We start from the raw sequence: 15,980 nt of genomic DNA on the forward strand, positions 1-15,980 counted from the left end.
CATTTGCTCCTATCTTCCATCGTGTCTGGCAGTCTCTGAAACGTCTTCTCCACCACGCATGATCCTGGAAACGATATAACGCGGACGGCGCTTGACTTCCTCATAGATCTTGGCGATATAGTATCCGATGATGCCAAGACTCAGCATGATCGCGCTGCCGATCAGAAGAAGCACGAGAAGCGTCGTTGTGTATCCTTCCACTGCATGACCTGAGAAATACTGCACCAGGGAATAAATGATCAGAAGCAGTGAACCAAGAAAACAGATTCCACCTGCCACCGTCACAAACTGAAGCGGCAATGTTGTGAACGCCACGATATTGGTAAATGCATATTTGACCAGTGACCAGGTAGACCACTTGGACTCTCCCGCTTCTCTCTCCCGTACCTCAAACTCTACAGATGTCGTCCTGAATCCCACCCAAGATGAAGTTGCACGGAAAAACATATTCCGCTCCGGCATCGCAAGGATATTATCCACCACCTGCCGGTCCATCATCTTGAAATCGGAAGCGTTCTGCATATTTACGCCTGTCACTTTGGACATGATGCCATAGAAAAAGCCTGCGCTTTCTTTGTGCAGAAAACTTTCTCTGCCACGGCTTTTCTTGACGCCCTCGATCACTTCATACCCCTGTTTCCAGAGTGCGTACATTTCTATCAGTGTTTCCGGCGGGTGCTGGAGGTCGCAGTCCATAACAGCGACCACATCTCCGGATGCCTGCGCCATTCCTGCAAAAACTGCCGCTTCTTTCCCGAAATTTCTGGAAAAACGCACACCGAGAACTGCCGGGTCTTTGTGACCCGCCTTAAGGATCTCTTCCCAGGTATTGTCGCTGGAACCGTCATTTACCAGAACCAGTTCGTAGGGAATTCCTGCTCCTTCCAGTACTTCCCGAAGAACCCTGCAGGTTTTTCCTATCATAAGTCCCTCATTATAAGCCGGAAGCACAACTGACAGCATATTCTTCATGATTTTTAAAACCTCTTTTTCTTTCTGTTTATTAACACCAACACAATGTAGCACAATACACCGATACAAGTCAAGCACAGACCGGTTCTGAGATATGGTGTCCAGTATACCAGGTGGATCTCGTGATCACCTTTCGGAAGTTCCAGGGCCATATACATGGTATTTGCTTCTTTAAGTTCTGTTTCTTCTCCATCGACATACGCCGTCCATCCTTCACTGTAAGGAATGGAAAGTACCAGTGCTTTTGTGTCAGAAAGAGAGATTTTTCCATTGATCTCGTTATTGCCAATTTTTACATCGGTCAGAACTTCTTCGCCAAGTTTGCTGGTCTGACTGTCGATCTCTGTCATTGGCTGGCAGTAGATCTTGAGGCTGTCGAAACTGTAGACTCCCGTATTTTCAAAAGTCAGAGTTATCGTGTGTCTGCCTTTTTCGCTGTATCCGGTATTGCAGAGGAAATTATGCTTGCCACTGTATGCATTGTACTTATCTGTAAAAATCTGGATCGTTTTCTTGAGGAAACGTCCTCCGATCTGGATCGAAGCTTTCTGACTCTCCTTCCAGTAACGCCAGTTGCTGTTTTCTTCCAGCAGTTTGTTCTGCTCGTAAGTTGTCATTTTGGACCATTTTTTGCCGCTGATCATTTCTCTTGGGGAAAGCCCTTCGTAATCCAGGCCTTCCGTGATCAGATATGTCTCCGCATTTTCCTCTCCTTTAAAGACCAGCTTGAGCTGTGCATTTTCCTGTGTGACCACGACTTTGCCATTCTTGAGGCGGCAGCCTTTGCCCTCTGATGTATAATAGGAAACTTCGCGGTCATTGAAATGTGTCTCTGTCTCTGGAAGGGAACTGTCATCGAGGACCACGCCCTGCAAAAGAGCCTGCTGTTTCTCTGTCACAGTCATCTTGTCATAATCTTCTCTGGATATCCAGGAATCATAGGTATAGCCAAGCGGCAATGCATCTTCATCTGCATATGCCAGATAAGTCTTGCCATTCTTTTCTGCTTCGCCGCTGAGTCTGGAATAGCCATATGGAAGATCTGATTCCTTGCCCTTTTTGACTACAAAATATTTCACTGAAGCGAGGCGGTCCAGGATCGTCCGTCCGTCAAGATTGTTATAATGCTGTTCCCACGGTGTATTCAGGTACATCTCGTCAAAGAAATTCGCGATGCTTGAGCTTGCGACACTGAAATAATAAGCAGTACTGTTCGTTCCCATCTGCATCGAAGAGTTTTCGCTGGAATTCGTATCCATCTGGTCATAACGGTAAACCGAAGGATCATCGGTACTGAGTACCGCACGGTCAACGCCTGTTTCCAGTTTCTCCAGGGCTTCTCCACTGTCGGTGAATTCCGAGAGATAATCTTTCTCATAGGAATACTGATAATGCATATTAAACAGGATGCCTGCGATCAGGAAACCTGCAACCATCACCGTAAGATTTCGCTCCCTGGTAAAGATATTTCCGAAGGAAAGCACGGTAAATGTCGAAAGTGACAAAAGGACCATCGCCATCAGATTTCGCTGTGTCCTTGCCGCCTCCGGAAGGAGCGCCAGAATACAGTAGATCAGAAGCATCACAAAAACTTTTCGCTTTTCTGTAAGCGTAAGAGCAAAAAGTTCCGGGTATATTTTTACAAAGATGTACGCGATCAGCATTCCATAAGCCCAGATCCAGCGATTGGAAACGTAGGAAAGTCCATTCAGGACATGCCCTGCATAAGGCAGCAGCAAAAACACATTCAGAAGCACAAAACCAGCCTTGAGTGCGGTGTACTTTTTCTTTTTGGAAAACAGTACGAAAACACCGGCAAGGGAAACTGCCGTATAACCGGCAACACCCCACTGGATCATGTTTTCTCCGATCAGACATCCAAGATATTTTTCGTAGTAAATTCTGTCATAAAACAGCGGTACATAGTTCTCTGCCTTGAAACGATCCGTTCCAAACACCGGAAGAATCACCGGAAGCAGGATCACCGCAGCGATCAGTACTGCGATCACGGAATATACCGCAAAAACGCCAAGCCATTTCCCGATATTTTTGATGGATCTGTCCGCAAACAGATCAAAGTAGCGGAAAATCGCATAAAGTACCATAAAGATCCCCAGCATATAAAAGAAATAAAAGTTTGAAAGTCCTGCCAGGGCAACGGACCATATAAATACATATGGTTTTTGTTTCTTATAGATCTTGTCAATTCCCAGAAGAATCAGAGGCAGGTAGATCATGGGATTGGAAAAATACGGATGTTTCATCGCCGCATAGATCGTCCATCCTGCAAAGATGTAGATCATCGTTCCCATAAAGGTCGCCTGTTTTGAATTCTTATGATAAAAACTGTATCTGCTGAACGCAATGCCAGCCAGATAAATACGCAGAAAGATCAGAAACGCATAGAGGGCTTCTGTCTTTGATGCCGGGACAAACACAGATAAAAGTGTCAGCGGGTCCCCAATCACATAATAATGTAAGGTCGTCAAAATGTCCGAACCGTAGCCAATATGCATATCCCACAGAGGCAGGGACAGCTTATGTTCTATAAACAAAGTATGAAGTACCTTTCTCAGATACTTTCCATAATATGCCAGTGAGTTGAGATGCTGTGGCACACCGTCATGGCTCCAGACAAGTGATTTCCCATTTGCAAAAAATTTCAGATACAGTGCCAGGGCAACTGCCAAAAAAACTAACGTATATAACAGGTAAAAATCTATATTTCTTTTTTTATCCAGTTTTTTATTCATGCCATTCTCTCTTATACAAATCCATCCTGCATGTATCAAAAAAGCCGCGGTACATAAAGTACCGCGGCCAATGATTCTGAATTATTCTTCTTCGCCGTACATAGCTACGAGTTTATTCAGATATGCATATCTAGCTTTTGCTTCAGATTCGTTCTTAGCAAACAGTCTAGCTGCTTTTTCAGGATTCTGACGCTGTAAGGAGTTGTAACGAACCTCGCCATTCAGGAAGTCCATGTAGTTCTCCATATCCGGTGTCTTGGAATCCAGAGCAAACTTCTTGTCTGCTGCCGGGTTGAAGCGGAAGTTGTGCCAGTATCCGCACTTAACTGCCAGTTCTTCTTCTGTCTGAGCTTTTGCCATACCTTTCTTGATACCATGGTTGATACATGGAGCGTATGCAATGATCAGAGACGGTCCCGGATAAGCTTCTGCTTCAGCGATTGCTTTAACAGTCTGGTTGAAGTCAGCACCCATAGAGATCTGTGCCACGTATACATAGCCATAGCTCATTGCGATGGAAGCCATATCTTTCTTCTTGGTTTCTTTACCGCCAGCTGCGAACTGAGCGATCGCACCTGTTGGTGTAGATTTAGAGGACTGTCCACCTGTGTTGGAGTAAACCTCTGTATCGAATACCATAACGTTGATGTCACGTCCGCTTGCGAGAACATGGTCAACACCACCGAATCCGATATCGTAAGCCCATCCGTCACCACCGAAGATCCACTGGGATTTCTTGGACAGATAGTTCTTCTGAGCAAGGATCTCTTTTGCTGCGTCACATCCACAAGCTTCCAGAGCTGCGATCAGTTTGTCTGTTGCTGCACCGTTGGTTGCTCCAACAGAGAATGTATCCAGCCATTCCTGACCTGCTTCCTTAACTGCTTCGTCTTTACCTTCTGCTACAACAGCTTCAACTTTTGCTTTGAGGCCATCACGGATAGCTCTCTGAGCAAGAAGCATACCATAACCGAACTCAGCGTTGTCTTCGAACAGTGAGTTAGCCCATGCCGGACCCTGTCCCTTAGCGTTGGTTGTGTATGGTGTAGACGGTGAAGAGTTACCCCAGATAGAGGAGCATCCTGTAGCATTTGCAATGTACATTCTGTCACCGAACAGCTGTGTGATCAGTTTAGCGTAAGGTGTTTCACCACAACCTGCGCATGCTCCAGAGAACTCAAGCAGAGGCTGTTTGAACTGGCTTCCCTTAACTGTTGTTTCTTTGAATTTAGCAACAACATCTTCTTTGATCGGAAGTTCTCTTCCGTAATCGAAGAATTTCTGAAGTCCTGCGTTTGCTTCCATGTTTTCCATAGCAAGGGCTTTTGCACCTTTCTTGCCTGGGCAGACATTTGCACAGGAACCACATCCTGTACAGTCATAAGCTGATACAGTCATGGTGAATTTGTAATCTTTCATACCTGTCATTGGAAGAGTAGCCATTCCTTCTGGAGCGTTAGCTGCTTCTTCTTCTGTCAGTGCTACCGGACGGATTGCTGCGTGTGGGCAGACATATGCACAACGGTTACACTGGATACAGTTTTCTGGCTGCCATACCGGTACGTTTACAGCGATACCACGTTTTTCGTATGCTGCTGTTCCGGACGGTGTAGTACCATCAACATATTCTGTGAATGCAGATACAGGGAGGGAGTTACCTTCCTGAGCATTGATCTTGCACTGGATGTTGTTTACGAAGTCCTGAGCATCCTGAGCACCGTGGTTAGCGTGAGCCATGAAGAGACCTTCATCAGCTGCATCTTTCCAGCTCTCCGGAACTTTAACTTCTACAACCTGTTTTGCACCAGCATCGATAGCTGCCCAGTTCTTCTGAACAACGTCATCACCCTTACGTCCGTAAGTAGCTTTTGCTGCTGCTTTCATCAGTTCGATTGCCTGCTCTTCCGGAATGATTCCTGTAAGTTTGAAGAATGCAGACTGAAGGATTGTGTTGATACGTGTTGGTCCCATGCCGGTCTCGATACCAATCTTCACACCGTCGATGGTGTAGAATTTGATACCATGGTTAGCGATGAATGCTTTTACCTGTCCCGGGAGATGTTTCTCAAGACCTTCCATATCCCATGCACAGTTAAGAAGGAATGTACCGCCATCAACAAGTTCCTGAACCATGTTGTATTTGTTTACATAGGACGGATTGTGACATGCAACAAAGTTTGCTTTGTGGATCAGGTATGTGGATTTGATCGGTTTCTTACCGAAACGAAGGTGAGACATTGTAACACCGCCGGACTTCTTGGAGTCATAATCGAAGTAAGCCTGAGCGTACATGTCTGTATTGTCACCGATGATCTTGATGGAGTTCTTGTTAGCACCTACAGTACCATCTGCTCCAAGTCCCCAGAACTTACAGTTTGTAGTTCCTTCTGGTGTTGTAACAAGCGGAGCGCCTGTTTCCAGAGAAAGGTGTGTAACATCATCAACGATACCGATTGTGAATTTTTCTTTTGTTGTGTTCTCGTATACTGCAACGATCTGTGCCGGTGTAGTATCTTTGGAACCAAGACCATAACGTCCTGTGAAGATCTTGACATCTTTGAACTTGCTGTCCTTTAATGCAGCAACAACGTCAAGGTACAGAGGCTCGCCAAGTGCTCCTGGCTCTTTTGTTCTGTCGAGAACGCTGATCTGTTTAACGGAATCCGGGATAGCATCGATCAGTGCCTGTGCGCAGAATGGTCTGTAAAGACGAACTTTAACAACACCGACTTTTTTGCCTGCTGCTGCAAGGTAATCGATTGTCTCCTCGATTGTATCGTTTACGGAACCCATAGCGATGATGATGTGCTCAGCATCTTCTGCTCCGTAGTAGTTGAACAGTTTGTAATCTGTTCCGATCTTCTCATTTACTTTGTCCATGTATTCCTGAACTACTGCCGGAAGAGCATCGTAGAACGGGTTACATGCTTCTCTTGCCTGGAAGAAGATATCCGGGTTCTGAGCGGAACCTCTCTGGCATGGATGATTCGGGTTGAGTGCATGGTCACGGAATGCCTGGATAGCGTCCATATCTGCCATGTCTTTCAGGTCCTCATAGTCCCATGTCTCGATCTTCTGGATCTCGTGAGATGTACGGAATCCATCGAAGAAGTTGATGAACGGAACTTTACCTTTGATTGCTGCAAGATGAGCAACCGGTGTCAGGTCCATAACTTCCTGTACGGATGATTCGCAGAGCATTGCGCATCCGGTCTGACGACAGGCCATAACGTCGGAATGATCTCCGAAGATGGAAAGTGCGTGAGAAGCAAGTGCACGAGCGGATACATTAATAACGCCCGGAAGCTGCTCACCAGCGATTTTGTAAAGGTTCGGGATCATCAGAAGAAGACCCTGGGATGCAGTATAAGTAGTTGTCAGAGCACCTGCTGCCAGAGATCCGTGTACTGCACCTGCAGCACCTGCCTCAGACTGCATCTCTGTAACCTGTACTTCCTGTCCAAAGATGTTCTTTCTTCCCTGAGTTGCCCACTCATCTGTTGCTTCCGCCATAACAGATGAAGGAGTGATCGGGTAGATAGCAGCTACATCTGAGTATGCATAAGAAGCATGAGCGGCTGCATGGTTACCATCCATGGTTTTCATCTTTCTTGCCATAGTTTGTTTCCTCCTTAAAGGTATGATGAAAAATTTTTATCTCTAGACCAGTAAGCGGTCTAAAAGTCCATTCATTATTATAGCATACGCCTTTCGGATTGTCCAATCTGGATTGTATTTTTTCTGTACATATTTACATACAAAAAAAGTTACAGTCCACTTACTTTTTGTGAACTGTAACAAATTCTCTGGTGTTTTGTACCAAAAATGACATTCTGTTCTGCTTTTCAGAAATCGACCGGCTCTTCCATAAAGTCCGATGGAAGAAGATCCTTAAGGTTACTGCTCTTAAGCATTCCGCAAAGTTCCTTCTGGATCTTGCACAGCTCACAGTGTATGGTACACGCATGGTCACCCTCACCATTGCGCGGACACTCATATCCCGGTTCCAGACAGTCGATGATCAGAAATTCCGGATCGATCGCTGTATAAATATCGTAAAGAGTCAGATCCTCTGCCCTGCGGTTCAGGGAATACCCCCCATGCACTCCCCGAAATCCCTTTACAATCTCTGCTTTCTGAAGTTTCTTAAGGATCTTGTAGGCAAAAGGTGCTGTGATAAATTCCTTATCACAGATATCCCCAACACTCATCCTCCCGCCTGCCGCCAGTGCGCGCACGACCCTTACTGCATAATCACATTCTCTGGTAATCAACATAGTTTAAGCCCTCTCTCTGCTGTCTCGGACGTCCCTCTCCTTTGCGTCCTTATCTGTCTGCGTACCTTTTGTTTCTTATTACAGCCTATTGGTATGGATTATAACAATTTTATTGTATAAATTCAACATTATTTTTAATTTTTCAGCCGGATTTTTAATTATTTTCAACAGCTTCTTCGTTTTTCCCGCAAAAATCAAGGATTAAGTCTTGCAAAATCCTCTTTTTACTGTAAAATGAGATGTGAATGCATAAAAATAATAAGAAAACCAAGAAACCATAATCAAGAAAAGAGGTACTTTATGATTTCAGCAAATAATATCACACTGCGTGTTGGCAAGAAAGCTCTCTTTGAGGATGTCAACATCAAATTCACAGAGGGAAACTGTTATGGTCTGATCGGTGCAAACGGTGCCGGTAAGTCTACTTTCCTCAAGATCCTGTCCGGACAGCTTGAGCCGACCAACGGAGATATCGTTATCACTCCTGGCCAGCGTCTTTCTTTCCTGCAGCAGGACCACTTCAAATATGACGCTTATCAGGTTCTCGACACCGTCATCATGGGAAATGCCAGACTGTACGAGATCATGAAAGAAAAAGAAGCGATCTACGCTAAAGAAGATTTTACAGATGAGGACGGAATCCGTGCCAGTGAACTCGAGGGCGAATTCGCAGAGATGAACGGATGGGAAGCAGAATCTGATGCTGCTACTCTTCTGAACGGACTTGGCATTGATACCGATCTTCATTACACACAGATGGCAGACCTGACAGGAAGCCAGAAGGTCAAAGTCCTTCTGGCTCAGGCACTTTTTGGAAACCCGGACATCCTGCTCCTCGATGAGCCTACCAACCACCTGGATCTCCCGGCGATCGAATGGCTCGAGGAATTCCTGATCAACTTTGACAATACCGTCATCGTTGTATCCCATGACCGTTACTTCCTTAATAAAGTCTGTACTCACACCGCAGATATCGACTACGGCAAGATCCAGTTATATGCCGGAAACTACGACTTCTGGTTCGAATCCAGCCAGCTCCTCATCAAACAGATGAAAGAAGCCAACAAGAAAAAGGAAGAAAAAATCAAAGAACTCCAGGAATTCATTTCCCGATTCAGTGCCAACGCTTCCAAGTCCAAACAGGCTACTTCCCGTAAGCGTGCCCTGGAGAAGATCCAGCTTGACGACATGCGTCCGTCCAGCCGTAAATATCCTTACATCGACTTCCGTCCGAACCGCGAGATTGGAAACGAAGTACTTATGGTCGAGAACCTTTCCAAGACCATCGATGGTGTGAAAGTTCTTGACAACATCAGCTTCACTCTCGGTCATGACGACAAGGTTGCTTTCGTCGGTGCCAATGAGCAGGCGATCACAACATTCTTCCGTATCCTTACAGGAGAGCTGGAGCCGGATGAAGGAACCTACAAATGGGGCGTTACTACTTCCCAGGCTTACTTCCCGAAGGACAATACACAGGAATTCGACAATGACCTTACCATTACAGACTGGCTGACCCAGTACTCTGAGATCAAGGATGCTACTTATGTACGTGGCTTCCTCGGAAGAATGCTCTTTCCGGGCGAAGACGGTGTCAAGAAAGTCCGTGTACTCTCCGGTGGTGAGAAAGTCCGCTGCCTGTTATCCAAGATGATGATCTCCGGTGCGAACATCCTGATCCTTGATGAGCCTACCAACCACCTTGACATGGAAAGCATCACTGCCCTGAACAACGGACTGATCAAATTCCCGGGTGTCATCCTTTTCACCTCACACGATCATCAGTTTGTACAGACAACTGCAAACCGTATCATGGAAATCCTTCCGGACGGCAAGCTGATCGACAAGATCACAACTTATGACGAATATCTGGCAAGCGACGAAATGGCCAAGAAACGCCATGTCTTCCAGGTTAATGAAGAGGACGCTGCGGATAACTAAATCTTTGCATCTGATTTATTCCATATACAAGAAATCCCCTGTTCCCGAGACACTTCTCATGGAACGGGGGATTTTTATATATTTATCATTTCATGGTGATATCAGCAAGCTTCCCATTGGTCACCTTGAGAAGTGGTTCAAGCGGAACCTTGAGTGTCAGTCCGATCCTTCCGCCGCTCACATAGATCTCATCAAAGTTTCCCGCGGATGCATCATAAACTGTCGGATATGCTTTCTTCATTCCGAGCGGACTGCAGCCACCCCTGACATATCCCGTAATCTTGAGGATATCCTTGACATGGATCATGTCTACTGCTTTCTCGCCGACTGCTTTGGCTGCTGCCTTGCGGTCTACTTCTTTCTCGATCGGAACTACGAACACATAATAGCCGCCGCTTTTGCCCTCCATGACCAGTGTCTTAAAGGACTGTTCGTATGGTGCACCGATCAGGTCTGCACTGTGGAGTCCATCTATAAATTCATCACATTCATAAGGGAACGCCTCATACTTCACCTTCTGGCGGTCCAACATTCTCATTGCATTTGTCTTTGCTTCCTTTGCCATTGTGTCCTTCTTTCCTGCCTCTTATCTGGCATTTCTGTTTCGTTTTGTATTCTTTGTATTTCTTGAATTCTTTCCGGAGATCCGGTTCCAGATCTCTTCGCCTTCGCGGTCATCCTCATCCATCATTTCCTGAATGATCTGCTCGTCAAGATCCTCCTCATCGATCGGCTCGTCATCATAGTAATCATCGTAATAATCATCCTCATAAGTATTCCGTCTGACATTTCGGTTATTTATATTTCTATTATTTACATTTCTGTCATTCACATTACCGCTGCCACTGCGCCCTGTTCCCGCAGATGCGCTGGTTCTCTTTGGACGGTATACAACTGTCTCCTCCCGTTCCGGTGCCGGATCATCGAGCCTGCGCTTACGTGTTTTTTTCTCAAGTGGAACATCAACTACCTGTTTCTGCTGAACAGAATTATGTTCTTTGGAATGCTCTTCACGGCGTTTACGATTCCTCTGGGATTTCTGTTCCTCACCCGTTGCTCTTTCTCTCTTTCTGCGTGGAAGATAATCGTCTGTATCCACATAGTCTGAGCTTCTGCGAGCTTTTTCGTATTCCTGCGGGTCATATTCCTCTTCTTCGATCACAACACGGCGGTTTGTCGCAAACTGGATCAGCATACCAAGAAGGGCACAACCCACGCTCAAGCCAAGTCCATACGGAATATCTGCAAGTCCTCCAAGTTTCGCCAAGGAAAAACCTGCCATGGCGCCGCCCAGCAGGCTGGTTCCAACGATCAGGACAATCCCCGCCCACTTCATGGCAAGCACGCCAAGTCCCACGCCAAGCAGCAGGCAGAAGAAAAATACCAGAGAAGTTGTCGGATGGAGAACATAGATTCCAAGTCCCAGTCCGATGCCTGCACCGATAATAAAAATTCCGACCTTGTAGCTCAGAAAAGCGATCACTGCGAGCAGAATGCCCACACCGATCATGATCACTGCGTACATATATTTTTCCTGGATTCCCATGGTATATGCCACGCCAAGTCCGATACCACCTCCGATCAGAAAGCCAAACAGCATCATCCAGAAGCGGAGCAGCCGGTATCCCAATACGCAATTGATCACACCAAGAACAAGAAGGGCTGCAAATCCAATCATAGAAACGCTGTCCAGAACCGAAACGGACCTGGTCTGCTCCATGGTACTCATTATCTGTTGTAAAATTCCTGTCATAACGCTCCTCCTAAAACATAAAATACATTGTTTTGAGATTATCCAGAACTCCATAATGATACTCTACTGTACTAAGCCCATACAGTCCCATATAATATCGTGCCACATCCTGAATATATTCATCTCCGTCGCTCTGAATCCACTGCCGATAAACTTCGTCAAAATCTTCCTGATTTCTGAACTTAAAACGAACTACCGCAGCCCCGTTATCCAGACGCATACAGCAAAATTCATATAGCGACTGGTAATCGTAACTGTCAAAGCATGCTCCATTTAACATGTAGAAATTCTTATCTGTTGCCGTACATTCCGGTACAGGAAATTCATCCGAAGCTGTATAAACCAGCTCATACTCCTGAGGAAACGGACAGAGATAGTCATAAATAATTGTTTTGTGTTCTGCGAACTGAACAGCATCTCCCTCCAGAAACTGCGGCTGATCTCCATTGGTTGCATCCACATAATAATACTGCCTTTCTATCTGAACAATATCCCATGCATGTCCCTCATCACTGTCCCTGGTATCCCCTTCGACATAAATGCAGGGGATATCAAGCTGTTCCAGGAGGTATTGTACAGCCCTTGCATAACCGGCGCAGACTGCCTGCCCTTTCCAGAAAATCCCCGCAATATTCTGATCATCCTCAGAAGATGCATATTCTGCATGATCAATAAGATAAGCGTAAACTGTCCTGACTTTCTCGTAAGTATCTGCTCCTTCTGGAATCAGACTTCGAACTTCCTGACAGGCATTCTGCATTGCCTGCTGAATTTCTTCGACTTCCTGATCTGTGTAAGTATAGCCCGGGGCAAATTCACAGTAATCTTTCCCCTGATAGGAAGTTGTATATACTTCCTGCCGGTTATGTACCCAGAACAATTCCGGATGGTCCTTAAGAAGTGCATGATAAACCTTGTTGATCTTCGTTTCTTCTGAAGTTGTCAGATAAAAATTATTCTCTCTTTTCTCAATTCCATCTAACATTTCCCGGTAGATTCTTCTTTCATCATCCCCGAGAAGATTAAAATAATACTCCTGATATCCACCCTCGTCCGTCTCTGCTATACTCTGTTCTCGTAAATCCTGTACCTCTGAAGGTTCTCTGTCAAAAATCCCCCTCGCCACATCCATGATCACAGACTGTTGTTCTGTATCACTGCCTGTCTCTCCAGATCTGTGGATCCGTGTATTCAGTCCCCATCCCAGAACGGCAAGCAAAATCACAAACAGGCATACTTTCTGAGGCAACCTGTGCTTTCTCATTTCCCACTCCTCTGTCTTCCTGATAGTTTCTTTTTATTATAGCATACCGAAAAAAGGGTCTGTATTACGGATATTCACGAACAACCGACAAATCCCGATGTCAAAAAACCCGCGAAAATCATATACCGATCTTCACGGGCTTTTCTCAGGTATTAATCTTCGAATTCCACTTGAATATCACTGTTATCCGGCTGCTGTGGATAAATTGCGGCACTGCCGGAAGAAACTGTCATTCCCTTTTCGAGAATTTCTTTAAGTGTACCTGTCACTTCTACTGTTGTACTTCCTGAAGTGATTCCGTCAGAAAGCCCGGCATCCTCTGTTCCTGCTTCCACATCATTCTCAAAACTAATATCAATTCCTGATGTATCTTCGCTGGATTCTTCTGCTTTCTTAGTGTCTGTTTTTGTTTCTGTATTGGCTGTGAAATCACCATCCGATGTTTCTGTTACATCTGCGGCAGTATCCAGTGCCTCTGCATTACTTGCAGTCGTTCCATCACTTACCATCTGGGCAAGTTCTTCCTGTGTCGGATAGAAAGATGGCTGACGGATGTAACGGAAACTTGCACCGTATGCCTCTCCTACTGTAACCCCGTTCTTGCTGGAAGAACAATGTACTGCGATCCAGTCGCCCGCATCTGTCTTACCACAGATGATACCCACATGATTATTGCTTCCTGATTCCGGACCATTCTGGAACACCAGGTCGCCAGGCTGCGCATCCTGCTCGCTGACTACATCTGCCTTTTCCCACTGATCAGAAGTTCCATCTCCAACACTGCCTTCCATATCTGTGCTGTCATATCCATTGATGACTGCCCAGGTAACAAAGCCGCTGCAGTCCAGACCATAGGCTCTGGTCGTTCCTGTGCTCGGGCTTCCGGCTGCTGAAACCTTCTCTGCATTTCCCCAGCTCGGATCCTTGCCGATCGTAGTAGACTTGCCGCCCCAGAAATAGCCGACCTCACCTACCAGAGAATATGCCGCTGTAATGACATTGACACGTTCTTCCGAAACATCATCTCCAACACTCTGACGTACAAATCCTTTGGCATCTGTAACGATCGCACAAAGGAGCTTACAGTCTGTTTCTGTGTATTTCTTGAGAGCAGTTCTCTTGTCCTGTGCAATATTATTCTGCTTGATGTACGTATTAATATGATAGTTTCCATAGGAAACATGGGTGATATTTTCTTTGTCACGAACTACCGGATTCATCTTTGCAAAAATCTCAGCAAGCTCATCCTTGCTGGAAGAATCCAATTTAAATTCCTTGGTACCTTTCTGGCTCTGCTCATACACATAAATCGCCAGAATATCCTGCCAGTTTCGCACGAGCAGAGAATCCGCAGATGTAGTCATTCCATCCGTTCTGCTGTCACTGGCATCTGTCAGTTTGTTCTTTTCTTTATATTCTTTCTCAATTTCGTCCATTACAGATGAAAAATCATCAGAAAAGCTGAGCTGATAATTCTCCTTCAGGCTGTCCAGATAAAAGTCCTTTCCTGCATGAAGGTTTGACACATAATAAACCGGTGTACCGGTCTTACCTGTCACATCTGTCGCTTTCGTTCCATCTGAAATATCAGTAGTATTGCTGTTGCTGCTGTTCTGTTTCTTCTTAAGTTCTGCAATCTTTGCCTCAAGTTTTACCAGGGTCTGATAGTTGGTAACCATTGCTTTCTGTTCATCTGACAGATTATTGTAAGCTGTCCGAAGTGCCTCTACTCTGGATGCATGATTCAAAGTAAGTGTCTCCCCTGCCAGGGCATTGATCTGACTGATCAGCGCAGTCACTGCTGAATTATCTGTTGTCGGAGTCGGCGTTGGTGTTGACGTAGGCGCTGTAGTTGGAACCGGTGTCACAGTTGCTGTTGGATCCGGTGCTGTTGTCGGTTCCGGTGCCGTCGTTGGTTCTGGCGCTGTTGTCGGTTCCGGTGCCGTTGTTGGTTCCGGTGCGACTGTTGGTTCCGGATCTGGCGCTGTTGTTGGTTCTGGTGCCGGTGTCTCCTCCCCGGAACCATCACTCAGATCACTGCCGTCTCCAAAATCGCTTGAAGCCTCTATTCCTTCATCCGCAGCCAGAATAGACATCGGGCTGGACAAAACCATTGCTGAAATCATCGAGATGCATAAATACTTTGTCAGATATTTATTCTTCATTCTGCCAAAAAAACTCCCTTCTGTGACCATATTCCCATTTCCTGAAAGGAATATGTTAAAATCTTCTAACTTACATAATAACTGTGCTTATTTTAGCATACTGTTTTTTCAAAATCAACCGCCGGAGTGTAACACTCCGGCGGATTTGGGTAAATTTCATATTTTTTTCATATTTTCAGATATTTACTGCCGGTACACCTGATGCTACTACACGGAGGCAAAGCTGGAACAATCCCTGGAATACCTGAAAGCATACACTTAAGATATAATGGATATCCTCCTCGATCGAACGCTTGCGGTCAAGGTAAACGTTGTGACGCTCTCTGATATAATCAAGAAGCTGGTTCAGTGTATCAAAGCGAAGATTCTTCTCCGCATAAATATCTGCTCTTCCACTCTCAACAAAGACCTTGAGTTCATTCTTCAGATGCTTCTCATACGTATTGTGCTGACGCAGAGATCCGTCAAATGTCTTGTTATGCGGAAATGTAAAGTAGTCTGCAATGTAATGCATGATCTCGCCTGCTCTTCTCCAGAACACACGGTCATTGTATTCTACCAGACCGTTCTCTACCAGACGGCTGATCTTTCCCTGTACCTCGTCAAAGGTGCCAAAATATTCATGTCTCTTGGTTACAAAGGATGGCTGGATGTCCGGAAGGATATTTCCGAGACAAAATGCTTTTCTATGTGACTGTAAGCTTTCATTAGCAGGCATCTGGTCTGCCAGATATCTTGCTAACAGTATGTGTGATTTCTTTCGCAAAATAAACACTTCTTTCTGTGCAAATAAATTGTTTGCTGTAACCAACATCTACTATAACAGATATCCGGCCATTTGAAAATAGAGATTTT

General features: G+C 45.5%; 10 protein-coding genes. 1 reads left to right on the forward strand and 9 read right to left on the reverse strand.

The genetic code is table 11. The annotated features are described in order from the left end of the window. Positions 1 to 9 precede the first annotated feature (9 nt). The 4 genes from DXC01_RS03290 to DXC01_RS03305 all read right to left on the reverse strand — a co-directional run bounded on the left by DXC01_RS03290 (position 10) and on the right by DXC01_RS03305 (position 8,002). Positions 10 to 972: a glycosyltransferase family 2 protein gene (locus DXC01_RS03290; RefSeq protein WP_022213468.1), complete on the reverse strand. Its 963-nt coding sequence runs from the start codon at positions 970 to 972 to the stop codon at positions 10 to 12. A 5-nt stretch (positions 973 to 977) separates the two neighbouring features. After that, entirely contained in the window at positions 978 to 3,725 is a 2,748-nt protein-coding gene (locus tag DXC01_RS03295; RefSeq protein WP_118698250.1) for a YfhO family protein, read from the reverse strand. An 81-nt stretch (positions 3,726 to 3,806) separates the two neighbouring features. After that, entirely contained in the window at positions 3,807 to 7,343 is a 3,537-nt protein-coding gene (gene nifJ / locus DXC01_RS03300) for a pyruvate:ferredoxin (flavodoxin) oxidoreductase (protein WP_118698251.1), read from the reverse strand. A 227-nt stretch (positions 7,344 to 7,570) separates the two neighbouring features. Further along, positions 7,571 to 8,002 (reverse strand): RrF2 family transcriptional regulator, encoded by a 432-nt coding sequence (locus DXC01_RS03305; RefSeq protein ID WP_118698252.1) that lies wholly within the window; start codon positions 8,000 to 8,002, stop codon positions 7,571 to 7,573. 300 nt (positions 8,003 to 8,302) lie between these two features. On the opposite strand from DXC01_RS03305, the gene DXC01_RS03310 reads away from it, so the two are divergent. Next, the gene (locus DXC01_RS03310; protein WP_022213730.1) at positions 8,303 to 9,943 is read left to right on the forward strand and encodes an ABC-F family ATP-binding cassette domain-containing protein; all 1,641 of its coding nucleotides are present in this window, start codon (positions 8,303 to 8,305) and stop codon (positions 9,941 to 9,943) included. An 85-nt stretch (positions 9,944 to 10,028) separates the two neighbouring features. Here DXC01_RS03310 and ybaK read toward each other — a convergent pair whose 3' ends face one another. From ybaK to DXC01_RS03335, 5 genes are all read right to left on the reverse strand, one after another. Next, positions 10,029 to 10,508, reverse strand: coding sequence for a Cys-tRNA(Pro) deacylase (gene ybaK, locus DXC01_RS03315; protein ID WP_022213731.1), 480 nt, complete (start codon positions 10,506 to 10,508; stop codon positions 10,029 to 10,031). A gap of 21 nt (positions 10,509 to 10,529) precedes the next feature. After that, positions 10,530 to 11,696 (reverse strand): TM7S3/TM198-like domain-containing protein, encoded by a 1,167-nt coding sequence (locus tag DXC01_RS03320; protein ID WP_118698253.1) that lies wholly within the window; start codon positions 11,694 to 11,696, stop codon positions 10,530 to 10,532. A gap of 10 nt (positions 11,697 to 11,706) precedes the next feature. After that, positions 11,707 to 12,960, reverse strand: coding sequence for a transglutaminase domain-containing protein (locus tag DXC01_RS03325; RefSeq protein WP_243111543.1), 1,254 nt, complete (start codon positions 12,958 to 12,960; stop codon positions 11,707 to 11,709). 152 nt (positions 12,961 to 13,112) lie between these two features. Then, positions 13,113 to 15,125, reverse strand: a complete 2,013-nt coding sequence (locus tag DXC01_RS03330; RefSeq protein ID WP_118698282.1) for an NlpC/P60 family protein — start codon at positions 15,123 to 15,125, stop codon at positions 13,113 to 13,115. Positions 15,126 to 15,300: 175 nt separating this feature from the next. Next, positions 15,301 to 15,900: a zinc dependent phospholipase C family protein gene (locus DXC01_RS03335; protein WP_227221891.1), complete on the reverse strand. Its 600-nt coding sequence runs from the start codon at positions 15,898 to 15,900 to the stop codon at positions 15,301 to 15,303. Positions 15,901 to 15,980 lie beyond the last annotated feature (80 nt).

The sequence above is a fragment of the Blautia sp. OM07-19 genome, from assembly GCF_003481595.1.
Lineage (GTDB): Bacteria > Bacillota > Clostridia > Lachnospirales > Lachnospiraceae > Blautia_A > Blautia_A intestinihominis.

Excerpts from the sequence above, each read along its gene's own strand:
- ybaK (WP_022213731.1), bottom strand. The coding sequence starts at position 10,508 with ATGGCAAAGGAAGCAAAGACAAATGCAATGAGAATGTTGGACCGCCAG.
- DXC01_RS03295 (WP_118698250.1), bottom strand. The coding sequence starts at position 3,725 with ATGAATAAAAAACTGGATAAAAAAAGAAATATAGATTTTTACCTGTTA.
- DXC01_RS03320 (WP_118698253.1), bottom strand. The coding sequence starts at position 11,696 with ATGACAGGAATTTTACAACAGATAATGAGTACCATGGAGCAGACCAGG.
- DXC01_RS03310 (WP_022213730.1), top strand. The coding sequence starts at position 8,303 with ATGATTTCAGCAAATAATATCACACTGCGTGTTGGCAAGAAAGCTCTC.
- DXC01_RS03325 (WP_243111543.1), bottom strand. The coding sequence starts at position 12,960 with ATGAGAAAGCACAGGTTGCCTCAGAAAGTATGCCTGTTTGTGATTTTG.
- DXC01_RS03290 (WP_022213468.1), bottom strand. The coding sequence starts at position 972 with ATGAAGAATATGCTGTCAGTTGTGCTTCCGGCTTATAATGAGGGACTT.
- DXC01_RS03305 (WP_118698252.1), bottom strand. The coding sequence starts at position 8,002 with ATGTTGATTACCAGAGAATGTGATTATGCAGTAAGGGTCGTGCGCGCA.
- DXC01_RS03330 (WP_118698282.1), bottom strand. The coding sequence starts at position 15,125 with ATGAAGAATAAATATCTGACAAAGTATTTATGCATCTCGATGATTTCA.
- nifJ (WP_118698251.1), bottom strand. The coding sequence starts at position 7,343 with ATGGCAAGAAAGATGAAAACCATGGATGGTAACCATGCAGCCGCTCAT.